This window comes from Pseudomonas sp. BIGb0278, assembly GCF_024809895.1.
GTDB lineage: Bacteria > Pseudomonadota > Gammaproteobacteria > Pseudomonadales > Pseudomonadaceae > Aquipseudomonas > Aquipseudomonas shirazensis.
On the sequence record NZ_JANUEL010000009.1, the window covers coordinates 63,875 to 80,828 of the forward strand.

The window sequence follows — 16,954 nt, forward strand, 5'->3', positions numbered from 1 at the left end:
CCTCTAACCTTCGCGGCGTGTTTCAGGTGCCCTGCGGACTGCGGTCTGGCGGGGTGAAACTGGGAAGCCGGTACCAGTCCGGCGCTGCCCCCGCAACGGTAGGTGAGCCGCGTACGTAGCGCTCACGAGCCCGGAGACCGGCCTGTTACTGCCAACGGCATCACGGAGGGTGATGCACAGTTCACTGTGGTTTGCGCCACGGCGCCTGCGCGTTCTCCGTTTGCCTGCCTTTCGATCTGTCGCCGCCCGGTGCGCGCGCAGGCACTTGCGGAGAACCTTATGAGCGACAACCCCGAACGCGACGAACGCCACCTGGCGCGCATGCAGCGCAAAAAGGCGATCATCGACGAGCGCATCGCCAACTCTCCCAATCAATGCGGCCTGCTGCTGGTGCTGACCGGTAATGGCAAGGGCAAAAGCAGCTCGGCTTTCGGCATGCTCGCCCGCGCGCTGGGCCATGACATGCAGTGCGGTGTGGTGCAGTTCATCAAGGGTCGCAACAGCACCGGCGAGGAGCTGTTCTTCCGCCGTTTCCCCGAGCAGGTGCGCTACCACGTGATGGGCGAGGGCTTTACCTGGGAAACCCAGGACCGCCAGCGCGACATCGCCGCGGCAGAAGCCGCCTGGGCGGTATCGCGGCAAATGCTGCAGGACCCGTCGATTCATTTCGTTGTGCTGGATGAGCTGAACATCGCCCTCAAGCATGGTTATCTCGACCTAGACCAGGTGCTCACTGACATTCAGGCTCGTCCGCCAATGCAGCACGTGATCGTCACCGGCCGCGGCGCCAAACCGGAAATGGTCGAACTGGCCGACACCGTCACCGAAATGGGCATGCTCAAGCACGCCTTCCAGGCCGGTATCCGCGCGCAGAAGGGCGTGGAACTATGAGTGACCCGCGCCAGTGCCCGGCGGTGCTGATCGCAGCGCCCGCTTCCGGGCAGGGCAAGACCACCGTGACCGCAGCCCTGGCGCGCCTGCACCGCAACCTCGGGCGCAAGGTGCGGGTGTTCAAGTGCGGTCCGGACTTTCTCGACCCAATGATTCTGGAGCGGGCCAGCGGCGCGCCGGTGTACCAGCTCGATCTGTGGATGATCGGCGCGCAAGAGAGCCGGCGACTGCTCTGGGAAGCTGCCGCCGAGGCCGACCTGATCCTCATCGAAGGGGTCATGGGCTTGTTCGATGGCACTCCGTCCAGCGCTGATCTGGCGCGCCATTTCGGCGTGCCGGTGCTGGCGGTGATCGACGGTACCGCCATGGCCCAGACCTTTGGTGCGCTGGCCCTGGGCCTGGCACGCTACCAGGCCGATCTGCCGTTCGCCGGGGTGCTGGCCAACCGGGTTGGCAGCCTGCGCCACGCGCAACTACTTGAAGGCAGCCTGACCGAAGGCCTGCGCTGGTACGGCGGGCTGTCGCGCGAGCGCGGCATCGAGCTGCCGAGTCGCCACCTGGGCCTGGTGCAAGCCAGCGAACTGAACGACCTTGACCAGCGCCTCGACGCCGCCGCCGAGGCCCTGGCTGGCAGCTGCGATGCCGCGTTGCCGCCAGCGGTGAGCTTCGATGGCCCCGCTTTGCCAGCACCGTTGCCCTCGCTGGCCGGGGTGCGCATTGGCGTAGCGCAGGACGAAGCGTTTGCCTTCATCTATGGCGCCAACCTTGACCTGCTGCGGGCAATGGGCGCGCAGCTGGAATTTTTCTCGCCGCTGCACGACAGCGAGCTGCCGCAGGTCGACAGCCTCTATCTGCCAGGCGGCTACCCCGAATTGCACCATCATGCGCTGGCGGCCAATACGCCGATGCTGGACGCGATTCGCGCTCATCACGGTGCAGGCAAGCCGCTTTTGGCCGAGTGCGGCGGCATGCTCTACCTGCTTGAAAACCTGACCGATGTTACCGGTGAGCGCGCCGCGCTGGTTGGTTTGTTGACTGGCGAGGCGGTGATGCAGAAGCGCCTGGCAGCACTGGCCCTGCAAGCGGTGGAACTGCCCGAAGGCACTCTGCGCGGGCACACCTATCACCACTCGTTGACCACCAGCGAGCTGGAGCCAATCGCCCGTGGCCTCAGCCCCAACGGCGGCCGCGGCAACGAGGCGGTGTACCGCCTGGGCCGGCTGACGGCCTCATACGTGCACTTCTATTTCCCCTCTGACCCCCACGCGGCGGCGGCGCTGTTGCGACCATGAGCGAGCATGCCTTCTCCGATGCCGAACGCGCTGCGGTGTACCGAGCGATCGGCGAGCGCCGCGACATGCGCCACTTTGCCGGTGGCGAAGTAGCGCCGCAGGTGCTTACACGCCTGCTGACGGCCGCGCATCAGGCCCCCAGTGTTGGCCTGATGCAACCGTGGCGGTTTATCCGCATCAGCCAGCGCGACTTGCGCGGACGCATCCAGACACTGGTCGAGCAGGAGCGGGTGCGCACCGCCGAAGCCCTTGGCGAGCGCTCCGACGAATTCATGCAGCTCAAGGTCGAAGGCATCAACGACTGCGCCGAGCTCTGGGTGGCAGCGCTGATGGACAAGCGCGAAGCGCACATTTTCGGCCGCCGCACCTTGCCGGAAATGGACCTGGCCTCGCTCGCCTGCGCAATCCAGAACCTCTGGCTGGCCGCGCGCGCCGAAGGCCTGGGCATGGGCTGGGTATCGTTGTTCGACCCGCAGGCACTGGCCGAGCTGCTGGCCATGCCAGCCGATGCCAAGCCGGTGGCGGTGCTCTGCCTGGGCCCGGTCGAGGCGTTTTACCCAGCACCGATGCTGGCCCTGGAAAACTGGGCCGAACAACAGCCACTGAGCGCCATGCTCTACGACAACCAATGGGGAGAACGCGCATGAGCGTGGCCTTGCTGACCGTCGCCGGTGTTGCCCTCGACGCGCTGCTGGGTGAGCCGAAACGGCGCCACCCGCTGGTTGCTTTCGGCAATTTTGCCGCACGCCTGGAGCAGCGCCTGAATGCGGGTGGTCGCGGCTGGCGCAGCCATGGCGTCAGCGCCTGGTTTCTGGCCGTGGTGCCGTTGACGTTGCTGGCACTGTTGCTGTCCTGGCTGCCGCTGATCGGCTGGCTGGTCGATGTGCTGGCGCTGTACTGTGCGTTGGGACTGCGTAGCCTCGGTGAGCACGTAATGCCGGTGGCTGACGCACTGCGCCGCGGTGATCTGGCCGAAGCCCGGCGTCGGGTCGGCTACCTGGTCAGCCGCGAGACCGCTGAACTGGACGAAACGGCCGTCGCCCGCGCTGCCAGCGAATCAGTCCTGGAGAACGGCAGCGATGCAGTGTTTGCTGCTTTGTTCTGGTTCATCATCGCCGGTGCGCCCGGGGTGGTGCTGTACCGGCTGAGCAATACGCTCGATGCCATGTGGGGCTATCGCAACGAACGCTTCGAGCGCTTCGGCTGGGCGGCGGCGCGCATCGACGACGTCCTCAACTACATTCCTGCAAGGCTGGTCGCCCTGACTTACGCGCTGCTCGGCAAGACCCGCCTGGCGCTGACCTGCTGGCGGCGTCAGGCGCCACTGTGGGACAGCCCCAACGCAGGCCCGGTGATGGCCAGCGGTGCCGGTGCGCTCGGCGTCGAGCTGGGTGGGCCTGCGGTTTATCACGGCGAGCTGCACGAGCGGCCGCAGTTGGGCGAGGGGCCACCGGCCGATGCCGACGCCATCGAGCGCGGCTGGAGCCTGGTGCAACGCGGCGTCTGGTTGTGGCTGCTGCTGATCTGTCTGGGAGCGTATCTGAATGCTTGAACATGGCGGCCGCCTGCAACGCGCAGTGCGTGAGTACGGGATTGCCCGCGAGCAGTGGCTGGACCTGTCCAGCGGTATTGCCCCATGGCCCTTTGCAATCCCGGCGATTGCGCAGGCTGCCTGGGCGCGCTTGCCGGAGAGCGAAGATGGTCTGGAGCAAGCTGCGCGTCACTACTACGGCGCCGCGCAGCTGCTGCCTGTGGCAGGCTCGCAGGCCGCCATTCAAGCCTTGCCAAACCTGCGCGCGGCGGGCCGGGTAGGGGTGCTGACGCCGTGCTATGCCGAACACCCCTACGCCTGGCAGCGTGCCGGGCATCAACTGATCGAGCTGGCCGAGGATGATGTCGAGCAGGTGCTGGATAGCCTCGACGTGCTTGTTGTGGTCAACCCTAACAACCCCAGCGGCCGGCTGTTCACGCGCGAGCAGTTGCTTGCCTGGCATGCACGGCTGGCTCGGCGTGGTGCTTGGCTGGTGATCGATGAGGCGTTCATCGATACCAGCCCAGCCCAAAGCGTGGTCGACTGCGCCGAGCGAGCGGGGCTGATCGTGCTGCGTTCGTTCGGCAAATTCTTTGGCCTGGCCGGTGTGCGGCTGGGGTTTGCCATGGCCGAACCAAGCCTGTTGGCCCGCCTGGCCGAACTGCTCGGGCCGTGGACCGTGCCGGGGCCGACCCGCGTGCTGGGTCAGGCCTGCCTCAACGACAGCGCTGCGCAATTGGCCCAGACCGTCCGCTGCGCGCAGGCCAGCCAGCGCCTGGCGGCTTTGCTGGACGACGCAGGCCTGGCGCCGACCGGCGGCTGCGAGCTGTTCCAGTACCTGCGTTTTGAACAAGCCCGTCATCTGCATGCATTTCTCGCCCGCCGCGGCATCCTCGTGCGCCTGTTCGAGCACCCCGCAGCGCTGCGCTTCGGCCTGCCCGCCTGCGCGGCAGAAGAGCAGCGCCTGGCCCAGGCGCTGGCTGACTATGAAAAGGAATCGGCATGACCACGCTCATGGTGCAAGGCACCACCTCCGACGCCGGCAAGAGCACCCTGGTGACTGCCTTGTGCCGTTGGCTGCTGCGCCAGGGCGTTGCCGTGGTGCCGTTCAAACCGCAGAACATGGCGCTCAACAGTGCCGTCACCGCCGACGGCGGCGAAATCGGTCGCGCCCAGGCTGTGCAGGCGCAAGCATGCCGGCTGGCACCGCATACCGACATGAACCCGGTGCTGCTCAAGCCCAACAGTGACACCGGTGCCCAGGTGATCATCCATGGCCGCGCCGTGACCAGCATGAATGCGGTCGCCTATCACGACTATAAGGCCATCGCCATGCAGGCCGTGCTGGCCTCGCACCAACGCCTGCAAGCGGCATATCCGGTGGTGATGGTCGAAGGCGCCGGCTCGCCGGCCGAGATCAACCTGCGTGCTGGCGACATTGCCAACATGGGCTTTGCCGAGGCGGTCGACTGCCCGGTGATTCTGGTGGCTGATATCAATCGTGGTGGCGTGTTTGCCCATCTGGTCGGCACCCTCGAGCTGCTCTCGGCCAGCGAGCAGGCGCGGGTCAAGGGTTTTGTCATCAATCGTTTTCGTGGCGACATCGCTTTGCTCCAGCCGGGCCTCGACTGGCTCGAGCAGCGCACCGGCAAACCGGTGCTGGGCGTGCTGCCATACGTTACCGATCTGCACCTGGAGGCCGAGGACGCCATCGATGTGCGCCAGCCGGCCAAGGCCGAGCGGGTGCTCAAGGTGATCGTGCCGGTGCTGCCGCGGATCAGCAACCACACCGATTTCGACCCGCTGCGCCTGCATCCGCAGGTCGATCTGCAGTTCATCGGGCCCGGCCAGCCGATCCCGCCGGCCGACCTGATCATCCTGCCCGGCTCCAAGAGCGTGCGCGCCGACCTCGCGCAATTGCGCGAGCGTGGCTGGGCCATGGCCATCGAGCGTCACCTGCGCTACGGCGGCAAGCTGATCGGCATTTGTGGCGGTTTGCAGATGCTCGGCCATGAAGTGCGCGATCCGCTCGGGCTGGAGGGCCCCGCAGGCACCAGCCCGGGTCTGGGCCTGCTCGACTACGTCACCGAACTTGCAGCCGACAAACAACTGCGCAATGTTGCCGGCAGCCTGCTGCTGGAGCAGTCACCGGTGGCCGGCTACGAGATCCACGCTGGCGTCACCCAGGGCGCGGCGCTGGAGCGGCCTGCGGTGGTCTTGGCCGACGGCCGCTGCGACGGCGCGATCAGCGCTGACGGGCAGATCCTCGCGACCTATCTGCACGGCCTGTTCGAAGGCAGCCAGTCCTGCGCGGCGCTGCTGCGCTGGGCGGGCCTGGAAGCCGTGCAGAGCATCGACTATGAAGCACTGCGCGAGCGCGATATCGAGCGCCTGGCTGACCTGATCGAAAAGCACCTGGACACTGACCAATTGCGCCAACTGTGTGGAGTCGCCGGCCATGCATAGTCTGATTCTGGGTGGTGCCCGCTCGGGCAAGAGCCGCCTGGCCGAGCAACTGGCAGACAGCTGCGGACTGCCGGTGACTTACATCGCCACCAGCCAGCCTCTCGATGGCGAAATGAACGAGCGCGTGCAGTTGCATCGCCAGCGCCGTCCGGCACATTGGGGCCTGATCGAAGAGCCCGTGCAGCTCGCCGCTGTGCTGCGCGCCGAAGCCGCTGAAGGCCGCTGCCTGCTGGTCGACTGCCTGACCCTGTGGCTTACCAACCTGCTCATGCTCGACGACCCCGAGCGCCTCGCCGCCGAGCGCGATGCGCTGCTCGAGTGCCTGCCGGGGTTGCCGGGCACGCTGATTCTGGTCAGCAACGAAAGCGGCCTGGGCGTGGTGCCCATGGGCGAACTGACCCGCCGCTACGTCGACCTGGCCGGCCTGTTGCACCAGGCGGTGGCCGAGCGCTGCCAGCGCGTGGTGCTGACGGTCGCCGGCCTCCCTCTCATGCTTAAAGGACCTGCTCTATGAACCCTTTCTGGTGGCGTGATGCCTGCCAAGCTGTTGATCACGCTGCCATCGAACGGGCCCGTGCGCGTCAGCAGCAATTGACCAAACCGGCCGGCTCACTCGGTCAGCTGGAAACCCTTACGCTGACTCTGGCCGGCCTGCAGGGCCGCGAGCGGCCGAGCCTGGAGCAGGTCGCCATCAGCATTTTTGCCGGTGACCATGGCGTGGTCGCGGAGGGCATCTCGGCCTACCCGCAGGCCGTGACCGGGCAGATGCTGCGTAACTTTGTCGGCGGCGGTGCGGCGATCAGCGTGCTGGCGCGGCAATTGGGTGCGAGCCTTGAGGTGGTCGACCTCGGTACCATCGAGCCAAGCCTGCAGCTGCCAGGTGTACGCCACCTGCAACTGGGGACCGGTACCGCCAACTTCGCTCAGCAGCCAGCGATGACCGACGCGCAATTGCAGGCTGCCCTGCAGGCCGGCCGCGACAGCGCCCAGCGTGCTGCCGAGCAGGGTACTCAACTGTTTATTGGCGGTGAAATGGGCATCGGCAACACCACTGCTGCGGCGGCCCTGGCCAGTGTGCTGCTGGCTTGCCCAGCGCGTGAACTGAGTGGCCCGGGCACTGGCCTGGACAGTGCCGGTGTGCAACACAAGGCCGCCGTAATCGAGCGCGCGCTGAAGCTGCATGGCCTGCAGGCAGATGACCCGCTGCGGGCGCTGGCCTGTGTCGGCGGCTTTGAAATTGCCGCGCTGGTGGGGGCTTATCTGGGCTGTGCCCAGCAGGGTGTTGCAGTTCTGGTCGACGGCTTTATCTGCAGCGTCGCGGCGCTGGTCGCCGTGCGCCTCAATCCGCAGTGCCGGCCTTGGCTGTTGTTTGCCCATCAAGGCGCCGAGCCGGGCCATCAGGTGCTGCTCGAGGCGCTGCAGGCCGAGCCGTTGCTCGCCCTCGGCCTGCGTCTGGGCGAGGGCAGTGGCGCAGCTCTGGCGGTGCCGCTGCTGCGGCTGGCCTGCGCGCTGCACGGGCAAATGGCGACCTTTGCCGAAGCGGCAGTCGCGGATCGCCCGGCATGATCATCGACCTGCTGCGCCATGGCGAAACCGAACTGGGCGGCGGCCTGCGTGGCAGCCTGGATGACGCCCTGACGGCCAAGGGGTGGGCGCAGATGCGTACGGCAGTGGAGCAGACCGCTCCGTGGCAGGCGCTGATCACCTCGCCATTGCAGCGCTGTGCACTGTTTGCCGACGAGCTGGGGCAGCAACTGGCGCTGCCGGTGCAGCGCGAAGCGGATATCCGTGAACTGCACTTCGGTGATTGGGAAGGGCGCACAGCGCTGCAGATCATGCAGGACCAGGCCGATCAGCTCGGCCAGTTCTGGGCCGATCCTTACGCCTACACGCCGCCCGGCGGCGAGCCGGTGGCCGCCTTCGCTGAACGGGTGCTGACGGCCATCGACCGCCTTGCGCTCGAATATGCCGGGCGGCATGTATTGCTGGTGACCCACGGCGGTGTGATGCGCCTGCTGCTGGCGCGGGCGCGAGGCTTGCCGCGTGAGCAGTTGCTGCAGGTCGAGGTCGGCCACGGTGCGCGGGCGCGCCTGCAGTGGCAGGCCGGCATCCTTCACGAGGTGCTCTGAGATGCTGCCCTGGTGGATCGCCCTGCAGTTTCTCAGCAGCCTGCCCGTGACCTTGGCAGGCATGCCCGAGCCGCGTCAGATGGGCCGCTCGTTGCTGTTCTATCCACTGGTGGGCTTGCTGTTTGGCGTGCTCCTGTGGCTGGCCAGCTACCTCTTGCAAGGCACCGCTGCGCCGTTGCAGGCGGCCCTGCTGCTGACACTGTGGGTACTGCTCAGCGGGGCGCTGCACCTGGATGGACTGGCCGACAGCGCCGATGCCTGGCTGGGCGGCTTCGGTGATCGTGAACGCACGCTGCTGATCATGAAAGACCCGCGCAGCGGGCCAATTGCAGTGGTCACCCTGATGCTGGTGCTGCTGCTCAAATTCTGCGCGCTGTGGGTGTTGCTCGAGCGCGATGCGGGGGCTTGGCTGCTGCTGGCGCCTGTAGTTGGACGGGCGGCGATGCTTGGGTTGTTCCTGAGTACTCCGTATGTGCGCGCAGGTGGCCTGGGGCAAGCCCTGGCAGAGCACTTGCCGCGTCGCGCCGGCAACGGAGTCCTGCTCGCCACCGTGCTGGGTTGCGTCTTGCTCGGCGGCTGGACTGCGCTGTGCACAGGGCTGCTGGCGTTGCTGGTGTTTATCGGCCTGCGCCGGGCGATGTGCCGTCGGCTGGGTGGTACTACCGGCGATACCGCCGGTGCCGTACTGGAATTGCTGGAGCTGACAGTGGTGCTGAGCCTGGCCTTGATGCCACTCGCCTGAGTCATATGCGGTCGGTACATGTTTGGAAATATCGTGCAATTTGCGGCAATCGTTCGTTAGATGCCGCTGAGCAGGGGCGGGCGTATCCTCGGCCGCCCGTTAACCTCTACCTTGGAGGCACTGCTCATGCGTCAGTGGATTCTCGCCAGCCTGTTGCTCCTGACCAGCGCGCAAGTTACTGCGGCCGATCTCATGAGTTTCTGGGATACACCGCGCCATGGCGGCAACAGTTTCAATCGGCTGCCACCGACCCAAGCCTACTTCGAAGCCTTGCATGGCTACGGCGCCACCTGGGTGCGGTTGTCCTACGACAAATGGCGCCCGGAGCAACGCGACTTCCTGCTCGGCGATGCCGACGCCTACCAAGGCCTGACGGCTGCTGACGTGAGTCAGTTACGTCAGGTGCTCGACCACGCCCATGCCGCCGGGCTCAAGGTGGTCATCGCGCCGCTCTCATTGCCGGGCATGCGCTGGTCGCAGAACAATCAAGGCCGGTTCGATGACCGCCTGTGGCAAGACAAACGCTACTGGGACCAGGCCGCTGCGTTCTGGCGTGACCTGGCGGATGTGCTCAAGGACCATCCGGCAGTCGCTGGTTACAACTTGATCAACGAACCCGCACCAGAAAAGCAGGGCGGGCTGGCCGAGCATGCCGACCGCCAGCAGATGCGCCAGTGGTACGCCGCGCAAAAGGGCGGCGCACGCGACCTGCCAGCGCTGTACAAGCAGATCATTGCAGCCGTCCGAGAAGTTGATAGCGTCACCCCGATCATGCTCGATGCCGGCTGGTTTGCTGCGGCTGATGCGTTCAGTTACTGGCCAGAGCCGTTGGCTGATCAGCGCTTGCTCTACAGCGTGCATATGTACGAACCGTACGCAGCCACCAGCGCGCCCAACATGACCCGCAAGGTGACATTGGCCTATCCGGGTACGGTGCCGTTCGCCGGGCGCGAAGAGCATTGGGACGGCCAGCGAGTGGCGGCATACCTGCAGCAGTCGCTGGATTGGGCCGATGCCGTGCAGCTGCCGCGTTCGAGGTTGGTGGTCGGCGAGTTCGGTTGCATGCGCCGTCTGGCCGGCTGCCAGCAATATCTTGAAGACGTGCTCGCAGTTACCGACAGCAACGCGCTGCACTGGGCCTTCTACAGCTTCCGTGAAGACAGCTGGGATGGCATGGACTATGAGCTAGGCACCGGCAAGGTGCCATGGCGTTACTGGCAAGCCATCGATGAGGGCGCGGCAGATCCAATAGCGCGCAAGGCTACCCCCGCATTCGAGCCGATTCGACGACGCTTGCAGCCGCAGGCAGGTGCCCCCGGTGCTTAGGGCGCAGATGAAACCTGTTGCAACAAATGGAGTGCGGGTATATACACGTAATCATGTTGACCAGTGAATGCATCTGCACCCACCTACGTCGTGCCGCCCGCGGGGTTAGCCGACACTATGACGAGGCCTTGGCTGACTTCGGCATCAACGTTGCCCAGTTTTCCCTGTTGCGTCAGCTGCAGCGGCTGGACCGCCCGAGCATAACCACTTTGGCGCAAGTCATGGGCCTGGACCGGAGTACCCTGGGACGCAACCTCAAGGTGCTTGAGGCCGAAGGCCTAGTGACGTTGGCCGAAGGTGCCGACCAGCGCAATCGGGTGGTGCTGTTGAGCGAGGCGGGCGCGACCTGCCTGCATGACGCCGGCCCGGCCTGGGAGCAGGCACAACTGACATTGGTGGACAAGCTCGGCGCCGGACAACGTGACGAACTGGTGCGCTTGCTGGGCGTTTTGGCCTGACGTGGTTCGACTATAAACGGGTATATACCTGTAATTAACCTTGCGGCTTGCTGGAGAAAACAATAATGACATCGGTGTGGCGAACCAGCGGCTGGGTGCTTCTCGGCGCAGCATTGATCCTGGCCTTGTCGCTTGGCGTGCGCCATGGCTTTGGCCTGTTTCTAAATCCCATGAGCACGGAATTTGGCTGGGGGCGTGGGGTATTTGCCTTTGCCATTGCCCTGCAGAACCTGATCTGGGGCCTCGCCCAGCCTTTCGCCGGCGCCCTGGCGGACCGCCTCGGCGCGGCGAAGGTGGTGATCATTGGCGGCATCCTTTATACCGCTGGCCTGCTGACCATGAGCATGGCTGACTCGCTCTGGTCGCTGTCGCTGAGCGCCGGCCTGCTGATCGGTATCGGCCTTTCCGGCACCTCGTTCTCGGTCATCCTCGGCGTGGTCGGCCGCGCGGTGCCAGCGGAAAAGCGCAGCATGGCCATGGGTATCGCCAGCGCCGCCGGCTCGTTCGGCCAGTTCGCCATGCTGCCCGGCACCCAGGGTCTGATTCAGTGGCTGGGCTGGTCGGCGGCGCTGCTGGTGCTGGGCCTGATGGTGGCGCTGATCGTGCCGTTCGTGGCCATGCTCAAGGATCGCCCCATGCCCAGCCAGGGCGTCGATCAGACGCTCGGCCAGGCGCTGCGCGAGGCCTGTTCGCATTCGGGCTTCTGGCTGCTGGCGCTGGGCTTTTTCGTCTGCGGTTTCCAGGTAGTGTTCATCGGTGTGCACCTGCCGGCGTATCTGGTTGACCAACATCTGCCCGCCGCAACCGGGACAACGGTGCTGGCGCTGGTCGGCTTGTTCAATATTGTCGGCACCTACACCGCCGGCTGGCTCGGTGGACGGATGTCCAAGCCACGCCTGTTGACCGCGCTGTACCTGCTGCGCGCGGTGGTCATTGTTCTGTTCCTGTGGGCGCCGGTGACCCAGTTCAGTGCCTACCTGTTTGGTATCGCCATGGGCCTGCTGTGGCTGTCGACGGTGCCGCTGACCAACGGCACGGTGGCAACCCTGTTCGGCGTGCGCAATCTGTCGATGCTGGGCGGGATCGTCTTCCTGTTCCACCAGATCGGGGCGTTCCTCGGCGGTTGGTTGGGCGGGGTGGTTTACGACCAGACGGGCAACTATGACCTGGTCTGGCAGATTGCGATTGTGCTCAGCCTGGTCGCGGCTGGGCTCAACTGGCCAGTGCGCGAACGACCTGTCGCGCGCCTGCAGGCGCAGCCGGCATGAGGCGCTATGTGCTGCAGGGCTTGCTGGCCGGGGCAGGCTTGCTGCTGCTGGCGGTGGCCTGGTGGGGATGGCAGCAGGGCGGTCTGGCATTGATGCAGCTGGGCATGGGCGTCTGTTAAGGGCTACCCTGCAGGTTCAAGGACTTGCAGGAGTGACTGAGAATGATGCATGCACGCTGGCTATCGATACCGTTGCTGTGCCTGGCTCCGCTGGCCGCGAGCTGGGCGGCGGACTGCCCTGAACTCCTCCAGGGCAGCCTGCCCAAGCTGGGCGGCAAAGAGCAGATCGACCTGTGCCAGCGCTTCGCCGGCAAACCGCTGGTGGTGGTCAATACTGGCAGCTACTGCGGTTTCGCTCCGCAGTTCGAAGGGTTGGAAGCCGTCTACAAGGCCAATAAAGAACAAGGCCTGGAAATCCTCGGCGTGCCCTCCAACGACTTCAAGCAGGAAGACAAAGACAGCGAGAAAACCGCCAAGGTCTGCTACGCCAACTACGGCGTCACCTTCACCATGACCCAGGCGCAGCACGTGCGCGGCAACGATGCCACGCCCCTGTTCGCCGAGCTGGCCAAGCAAAGCAGCGCGCCAAAGTGGAACTTCTATAAGTACGTGGTTGATCGCCAGGGCAAGGTGATTGGTAACTTCTCCAGCCTGACCAAACCGGACGATCCGGAATTCAAGGCCGCGATCGCCAAGGCCATCGCGTCCAAGCCGTGATGTCAGTGCGGGTGCACGGTAAGTGCAACCAGACGCACTACCACTGGCCGTACCATCAACACACATAAGAAGGCTACCGGCATGGCCAGCTGGTAGGCTTTGAACACGTTGCGCAGGTAATCGTCATTGATGCCGGAGTTGGCAGCGGTGATGACGAAGCACATCAGGCACGCCATGATCGCCGACATATACAGAGCGAATACATAAGGCGTGGCGGCGGGGCGCAACTTACGGTTAGAGCGGGTTTGAGGCAGTTCTTGCATGAGAGAGCTCTCGCTGGTTAGCCGATTCAGGCTTGCAGGTTAGCAAGTGCTCGGTTGGCCTTGTAGACCGGATTCGTTGAGTTCTTTATAAAGAGAATCTTACGAATATCGGGATCTGTCCTGTGGATCTGCTCAATACCATTCGCAGCTTCATCAAGGTGGTCGAGACCGGCAGCATTGCCGCTGGCGCCCGCACGCTGGGCCTGTCGCCTGCCGCGGTCAGCCAGAATCTGGCCCGGCTTGAAGCGCACCTGCAGGTGCGCCTGTTGGCTCGAACCACGCGCAGCATGAGCCTGACGCCGGCGGGCAGCCTTTATTACGAGCGAGTCAGGCAAATTGAGCATGATCTGGCGTTGGCCGAACTGGCGGTGACCACGCCTGACAGCGAGCCCCAGGGGCGGCTGTGCGTTGCCTCGACGTCAGCATTTGGCCGGCATGTGCTGGCGCCGCTGATCCCGGCGTTCAGCGCGCGATACCCGCAGCTTTCAATAGAGTTGGTAACGAATGATCGACGCGTCGATCACGCCAAGGAAGGGGTCGATGTAAGCCTGCGTATCAACGCCCAGCTGGAAGACAATCTGGTCGCCCGCCATCTGGCGCAGATTCCTTTCGTCTGCTGCGCATCGCCCGGTTATCTGGCCAAGATGGGCATGCCGCCTGCGCCCGAGTCGCTACGCACGCACCGTTGCCTGGTGTTCCGGTATCCGGTGGATGGCCGTTACCTGCGCTGGGGGTTCGTCCGTGACGGCTTGCGCTTTGACGCCGAGTTTGGCCAGGTGCTGGTCAGCGATGACGTCGATGCATTGGCGCAAATGGCCTTGAACGACGGGGGTATCACTCGCCTGGCCGAGTTTATCGTCAGGCCGCATTTGCAGTCGGGAGCGCTGGTGGCGTTGTTTGAAAACCGCGATGCAGGTCAGGCCTACGCGCAGACCGAGCCGATGGATGTGTTTGTATGCGTGGCGGACCGCTCTGCCATGACCGCCAAGGTGCGTGCGTTCATGGATTATCTGCAGGAGTGTCTAGGTGATGTCTGGCCTGTGCCAGGGTGAATTGGGGGCCGCAGAGCGGCCCCCGTACCTCAACCTCAGAAGCGATAGGTCAGCGATGCACCTACGCCATGAGCGCTGTTTTCGTACTTGGCCTGGTACGAGCCTTTCAACAGGCCTTCCTGCGCCGTGCCCGGCTGGTTGTTGACCTTGGTGTCTTCTTCCCACAGGTAGGAGTAAGCCACGTCGATGGTCATGTCTTCGTTCGGGCTCCAGCCTGCGCCAAGGCTGAAGATCTTGCGGTCACCAGTCGGGATTCGTGGCGAGCGGTTTTCGTTGTTGGTCGGCGACTGATCGACCGAGAAGCCAGTACGCAGCGTCCATTGTTTGTTGACCTTGTACGATGCGCCGATGGCATGCGCCCAGGTGTCATGCCAGTTCTGCTCTTCGCTGATGGTCTGGAACGCCGAACCGCGCAGCGCTGCCGGAACGTCGTTCTCGACAGTGATGTCCTTCAGGCGGCTCCAGCGGGTCCAGGTGCTGCCGGCGTACAGCGTCCACTGGTCGTCGAGTTCGTGAGTGACCGAGAAGTCCACCGATTCCGGCGTCTTGATATTCAACTTGGCGTCGAATTTGTCACCGTTGTACGGGCCGATCAGTGCTGTGCTGACGCGGGTTTTGCCTTCCAGCTTGTAGTCGACCATCGAGTGATAGGTCAGGCCGAGGCGGGTGCGATCAGTTGCCTGGACCATGACGCCGACGTTGTAACCGATGGCAACGTCGTCGCCTTTGATTTTCACTTCGCCATCGCCCTGACCGATGAATCGCTGGTTGAGGTTGGAACCCAGCTCACCCTCGATACGGTTGATGGTCGGGCCGAAACCAATCGATACCTTGTCGTTGAAGGCATAGCTGACAGTCGGCTGGAAGGTGACCACTTCTACGTGGCTTTTCTTGCCCCAGTAGCGCGCAGCGTCGTCGCTACCGTAGTCGGTAACCAGACCAAACGGCACATAGACACCAAAACCGACGCTCCAGTGATCATCGATCGGCTTGACGTAGTAACCCATGGGTACGCCGACGACCGGCACCATATCGCCATCGGTTTCACCGCCATAGCTGCCCTGACCGCTGATCTTGGACTTGGCAATCACGGCTGCACCACCGACGGTGACTTGTTCGCGCTTGAGCCGCGACATGCCGGCAGGGTTGCCGAACACGGTGCTGGCGTCTTCGGCAGAAGAAGAACGACCCGCGAAACCTGTCCCCATACCGCTGATGCTCTGCTCGTTGAGCGCAAAGCCGCTGGCCAGCAATTGGCTGGAAGCGAGGGCAACAGCAACGCCGAGGGAGGTTTTGAGCATTGATTTTTTCATTATTGTGAAACTCCTTGGGATCTCCGGGGCGAAAAGCTACCAACAAATCGCGCGTCGCGCTATAGGCTCAAACGCAGGAGATAGAGCGGTTTTGTAGGACAATCCGACCAGAGTCGTGTTTTTTCTCGATTTCTGTAGGAGCAGTCCTACGACTCCGGCGCCATCACTGGCTCGATGCAGGTATGCCAAGCATGGGTGAAGTCACGCAGCCGTCCCTGCGGATGGAAAATCTGCCGCCATATTCGCGCTTGCCCGAGCAGGTCGTCTGCAGCCGGTAAGGGCAACGCACGCTGTTCGATCAGCATCCAGGCGATGGCGGTGGAGTAGCGCAGGTTGACGGCCAGCTCCAGGTGCGGCCCGCGCAGGAAGGCATGCTGGCTGGCCAGGCCGCGGATCAGGCTGGCTAGTTCCGGGTCGTGGGCAAGAAACTCGTCCCAGAGCGCCTGGTGGCGGCTTTCGCCGATTCGGTAGAGGCCGTGCCCGCGGCGGTCGTGCAGGGCAGAGCCCAAAGCCGACTGGCTGGCTGCAACGCCCAGCAGCAAAGCTTCGGCGCTGGCGCAATGCCGGCCGAGGTAAACCAGGGTGGGTTTGATTACATAACGACACAATTCACTGGCAGCGATACCCATGATGCCCTCATTCAATTAAGGGCCGACGGGCGCTGGAGCTTGGCAGCTGGGGAAGGGTCAGGCCCGTCGGAAGCGGATCGCACCGCTCGAGTTGAAGTGTAGTGTGATAATCACGGTGTAAAGGCCTGTTTTTAAATCGATTACTGCCAGAGGTTGGGGGCCATATGCTTTGCAGCAATTAAGCCAAGAGCCAACCGGCAGTAGTTTCGATGGCAAATTCAGCGCGGGAATGGGCTGATATTCAGCCCTTACGCGACCAGCGACTGACGCGTGCGGTCGATCACTGCTTGCAGTGGGCCGGCGCGGTTGTACTGCTCTGGATACAGACGTTCGCTGTGGCAAGCAATGCCATGCTCGTCAACCAGGGTGAAGCTGAAGCTGCCCTTACGCGGGGCAACGATGAGGCACTTCAATGGAGCGAAGGCCTGGGAAAGCGTGCCAACGGCACTGTGAAACTGATGATGATTTGTCATTATGTGGAGGTTCCTGCTTTGGACACGGGATTCGATCCGTGCATCTTATAAACGTTCCAGTGACGCCTTTATTAAAGTGGCGCTGAACCTGACTGGAACAGGGCAGCCAGAGGTGGCGCATCAAATTAGGTAGGCGCCTGGCTGACTGGTAGGTACGTCAAAAGGCGGGCAGGCACACCGAGGCAAAGGTTCATGGCCTCTGGGTGAAGATCCCGATCAATCTGCAAGGGTGATTCGCGCTTGAGCAGCTTTGGCTGCCGAGTGAATCATCGAAAGGGCCGGTCCTGTTTCAGCAGTTCGTGCTCTTGGGGGGAGCCGGGCACTGCAGGGACCTTACTGGCCAGAATTGACTTTCAGCTGGGTACTAACGAGGGCCACCCTACAGGATTAATCCAAGGCTGGCAA

The 16,954-nt window shown here is 63.9% G+C and carries 20 protein-coding genes and 1 riboswitch; of the genes, 16 read left to right on the plus strand and 4 right to left on the minus strand.

What is annotated here, in order from left to right:
• The first annotated feature begins 7 nt into the window (after positions 1-7).
• Positions 8-161, plus strand: a riboswitch (cobalamin riboswitch).
• A 118-nt stretch (positions 162-279) separates the two neighbouring features.
• The 15 genes from cobO to M2396_RS23340 all read left to right on the plus strand — a co-directional run bounded on the left by cobO (position 280) and on the right by M2396_RS23340 (position 12,819).
• Positions 280-891: a cob(I)yrinic acid a,c-diamide adenosyltransferase gene (cobO, locus tag M2396_RS23270; RefSeq protein ID WP_150572521.1), complete on the plus strand. Its 612-nt coding sequence runs from the start codon at positions 280-282 to the stop codon at positions 889-891.
• Positions 888-2,183 carry a cobyrinate a,c-diamide synthase gene (locus tag M2396_RS23275; RefSeq protein ID WP_188035399.1) on the plus strand — a complete coding sequence of 432 codons (1,296 nt, stop codon included), beginning with the start codon at positions 888-890 and terminating at the stop codon, positions 2,181-2,183. Before cobO ends, M2396_RS23275 begins: the two co-directional genes overlap by 4 nt.
• Entirely contained in the window at positions 2,180-2,830 is a 651-nt protein-coding gene (gene bluB, locus M2396_RS23280; RefSeq protein ID WP_259078914.1) for a 5,6-dimethylbenzimidazole synthase, read from the plus strand. The genes M2396_RS23275 and bluB overlap by 4 nt, the downstream gene beginning before the upstream one ends.
• Complete coding sequence (cbiB, locus tag M2396_RS23285) at positions 2,827-3,735, plus strand: adenosylcobinamide-phosphate synthase CbiB (protein WP_101321732.1); 909 nt, start codon at positions 2,827-2,829, stop codon at positions 3,733-3,735. Before bluB ends, cbiB begins: the two co-directional genes overlap by 4 nt.
• On the plus strand, positions 3,728-4,720 hold the full coding sequence (gene cobD, locus M2396_RS23290) for a threonine-phosphate decarboxylase CobD (protein WP_259078915.1): 993 nt from the start codon (positions 3,728-3,730) through the stop codon (positions 4,718-4,720). The genes cbiB and cobD overlap by 8 nt, the downstream gene beginning before the upstream one ends.
• Positions 4,717-6,180 carry a cobyric acid synthase gene (locus tag M2396_RS23295; protein ID WP_259078916.1) on the plus strand — a complete coding sequence of 488 codons (1,464 nt, stop codon included), beginning with the start codon at positions 4,717-4,719 and terminating at the stop codon, positions 6,178-6,180. Before cobD ends, M2396_RS23295 begins: the two co-directional genes overlap by 4 nt.
• Complete coding sequence (gene cobU, locus M2396_RS23300) at positions 6,173-6,694, plus strand: bifunctional adenosylcobinamide kinase/adenosylcobinamide-phosphate guanylyltransferase (RefSeq protein ID WP_150572524.1); 522 nt, start codon at positions 6,173-6,175, stop codon at positions 6,692-6,694. The genes M2396_RS23295 and cobU overlap by 8 nt, the downstream gene beginning before the upstream one ends.
• On the plus strand, positions 6,691-7,746 hold the full coding sequence (gene cobT, locus M2396_RS23305) for a nicotinate-nucleotide--dimethylbenzimidazole phosphoribosyltransferase (RefSeq protein ID WP_259078917.1): 1,056 nt from the start codon (positions 6,691-6,693) through the stop codon (positions 7,744-7,746). Before cobU ends, cobT begins: the two co-directional genes overlap by 4 nt.
• Entirely contained in the window at positions 7,743-8,309 is a 567-nt protein-coding gene (gene cobC / locus M2396_RS23310) for an alpha-ribazole phosphatase family protein (RefSeq protein WP_259078918.1), read from the plus strand. The genes cobT and cobC overlap by 4 nt, the downstream gene beginning before the upstream one ends.
• 1 nt (position 8,310) lies before the next feature.
• Complete coding sequence (locus M2396_RS23315; RefSeq protein WP_150572526.1) at positions 8,311-9,051, plus strand: adenosylcobinamide-GDP ribazoletransferase; 741 nt, start codon at positions 8,311-8,313, stop codon at positions 9,049-9,051.
• Between the two features lie 126 nt (positions 9,052-9,177).
• Positions 9,178-10,377 (plus strand): glycoside hydrolase family 5 protein, encoded by a 1,200-nt coding sequence (locus tag M2396_RS23320; protein ID WP_409035117.1) that lies wholly within the window; start codon positions 9,178-9,180, stop codon positions 10,375-10,377.
• A 53-nt stretch (positions 10,378-10,430) separates the two neighbouring features.
• On the plus strand, positions 10,431-10,835 hold the full coding sequence (locus M2396_RS23325; protein WP_101321724.1) for a MarR family winged helix-turn-helix transcriptional regulator: 405 nt from the start codon (positions 10,431-10,433) through the stop codon (positions 10,833-10,835).
• A gap of 65 nt (positions 10,836-10,900) precedes the next feature.
• On the plus strand, positions 10,901-12,103 hold the full coding sequence (locus tag M2396_RS23330) for an MFS transporter (protein WP_150572528.1): 1,203 nt from the start codon (positions 10,901-10,903) through the stop codon (positions 12,101-12,103).
• Positions 12,100-12,222: a hypothetical protein gene (locus M2396_RS23335; protein ID WP_256585591.1), complete on the plus strand. Its 123-nt coding sequence runs from the start codon at positions 12,100-12,102 to the stop codon at positions 12,220-12,222. The genes M2396_RS23330 and M2396_RS23335 overlap by 4 nt, the downstream gene beginning before the upstream one ends.
• A gap of 45 nt (positions 12,223-12,267) precedes the next feature.
• Entirely contained in the window at positions 12,268-12,819 is a 552-nt protein-coding gene (locus M2396_RS23340) for a glutathione peroxidase (protein WP_259078966.1), read from the plus strand.
• Positions 12,820-12,821: 2 nt separating this feature from the next.
• Here M2396_RS23340 and M2396_RS23345 read toward each other — a convergent pair whose 3' ends face one another.
• On the minus strand, positions 12,822-13,082 hold the full coding sequence (locus tag M2396_RS23345; RefSeq protein WP_150570929.1) for a DUF2798 domain-containing protein: 261 nt from the start codon (positions 13,080-13,082) through the stop codon (positions 12,822-12,824).
• 122 nt (positions 13,083-13,204) lie between these two features.
• On the opposite strand from M2396_RS23345, the gene M2396_RS23350 reads away from it, so the two are divergent.
• Positions 13,205-14,134: a LysR family transcriptional regulator gene (locus M2396_RS23350; RefSeq protein ID WP_101321721.1), complete on the plus strand. Its 930-nt coding sequence runs from the start codon at positions 13,205-13,207 to the stop codon at positions 14,132-14,134.
• A gap of 35 nt (positions 14,135-14,169) precedes the next feature.
• On the opposite strand, the gene M2396_RS23355 is transcribed toward M2396_RS23350, so the two are convergent.
• The 3 genes from M2396_RS23355 to M2396_RS23365 all read right to left on the minus strand — a co-directional run bounded on the left by M2396_RS23355 (position 14,170) and on the right by M2396_RS23365 (position 16,549).
• Positions 14,170-15,447 (minus strand): OmpP1/FadL family transporter, encoded by a 1,278-nt coding sequence (locus M2396_RS23355; RefSeq protein WP_101321720.1) that lies wholly within the window; start codon positions 15,445-15,447, stop codon positions 14,170-14,172.
• A gap of 146 nt (positions 15,448-15,593) precedes the next feature.
• On the minus strand, positions 15,594-16,076 hold the full coding sequence (locus M2396_RS23360) for a hypothetical protein (RefSeq protein WP_150572529.1): 483 nt from the start codon (positions 16,074-16,076) through the stop codon (positions 15,594-15,596).
• A 248-nt stretch (positions 16,077-16,324) separates the two neighbouring features.
• The gene (locus tag M2396_RS23365; protein WP_101321718.1) at positions 16,325-16,549 is read right to left on the minus strand and encodes a hypothetical protein; all 225 of its coding nucleotides are present in this window, start codon (positions 16,547-16,549) and stop codon (positions 16,325-16,327) included.
• Positions 16,550-16,954 lie beyond the last annotated feature (405 nt).

Bases quoted from the DNA above. Each gene is read 5' to 3' on its own strand.
- M2396_RS23315 (WP_150572526.1), top strand. From the start codon at position 8,311: ATGCTGCCCTGGTGGATCGCCCTGCAGTTTCTCAGCAGCCTGCCCGTG.
- M2396_RS23335 (WP_256585591.1), top strand. From the start codon at position 12,100: ATGAGGCGCTATGTGCTGCAGGGCTTGCTGGCCGGGGCAGGCTTGCTG.
- M2396_RS23275 (WP_188035399.1), top strand. From the start codon at position 888: ATGAGTGACCCGCGCCAGTGCCCGGCGGTGCTGATCGCAGCGCCCGCT.
- cbiB (WP_101321732.1), top strand. From the start codon at position 2,827: ATGAGCGTGGCCTTGCTGACCGTCGCCGGTGTTGCCCTCGACGCGCTG.
- M2396_RS23340 (WP_259078966.1), top strand. From the start codon at position 12,268: ATGCATGCACGCTGGCTATCGATACCGTTGCTGTGCCTGGCTCCGCTG.
- cobD (WP_259078915.1), top strand. From the start codon at position 3,728: ATGCTTGAACATGGCGGCCGCCTGCAACGCGCAGTGCGTGAGTACGGG.
- cobO (WP_150572521.1), top strand. From the start codon at position 280: ATGAGCGACAACCCCGAACGCGACGAACGCCACCTGGCGCGCATGCAG.
- M2396_RS23345 (WP_150570929.1), bottom strand. From the start codon at position 13,082: ATGCAAGAACTGCCTCAAACCCGCTCTAACCGTAAGTTGCGCCCCGCC.
- M2396_RS23365 (WP_101321718.1), bottom strand. From the start codon at position 16,549: ATGACAAATCATCATCAGTTTCACAGTGCCGTTGGCACGCTTTCCCAG.
- cobC (WP_259078918.1), top strand. From the start codon at position 7,743: ATGATCATCGACCTGCTGCGCCATGGCGAAACCGAACTGGGCGGCGGC.
- cobU (WP_150572524.1), top strand. From the start codon at position 6,173: ATGCATAGTCTGATTCTGGGTGGTGCCCGCTCGGGCAAGAGCCGCCTG.
- M2396_RS23295 (WP_259078916.1), top strand. From the start codon at position 4,717: ATGACCACGCTCATGGTGCAAGGCACCACCTCCGACGCCGGCAAGAGC.
- M2396_RS23330 (WP_150572528.1), top strand. From the start codon at position 10,901: ATGACATCGGTGTGGCGAACCAGCGGCTGGGTGCTTCTCGGCGCAGCA.
- M2396_RS23325 (WP_101321724.1), top strand. From the start codon at position 10,431: ATGTTGACCAGTGAATGCATCTGCACCCACCTACGTCGTGCCGCCCGC.
- M2396_RS23355 (WP_101321720.1), bottom strand. From the start codon at position 15,447: ATGAAAAAATCAATGCTCAAAACCTCCCTCGGCGTTGCTGTTGCCCTC.
- cobT (WP_259078917.1), top strand. From the start codon at position 6,691: ATGAACCCTTTCTGGTGGCGTGATGCCTGCCAAGCTGTTGATCACGCT.
- bluB (WP_259078914.1), top strand. From the start codon at position 2,180: ATGAGCGAGCATGCCTTCTCCGATGCCGAACGCGCTGCGGTGTACCGA.
- M2396_RS23360 (WP_150572529.1), bottom strand. From the start codon at position 16,076: ATGGGTATCGCTGCCAGTGAATTGTGTCGTTATGTAATCAAACCCACC.
- M2396_RS23320 (WP_409035117.1), top strand. From the start codon at position 9,178: ATGCGTCAGTGGATTCTCGCCAGCCTGTTGCTCCTGACCAGCGCGCAA.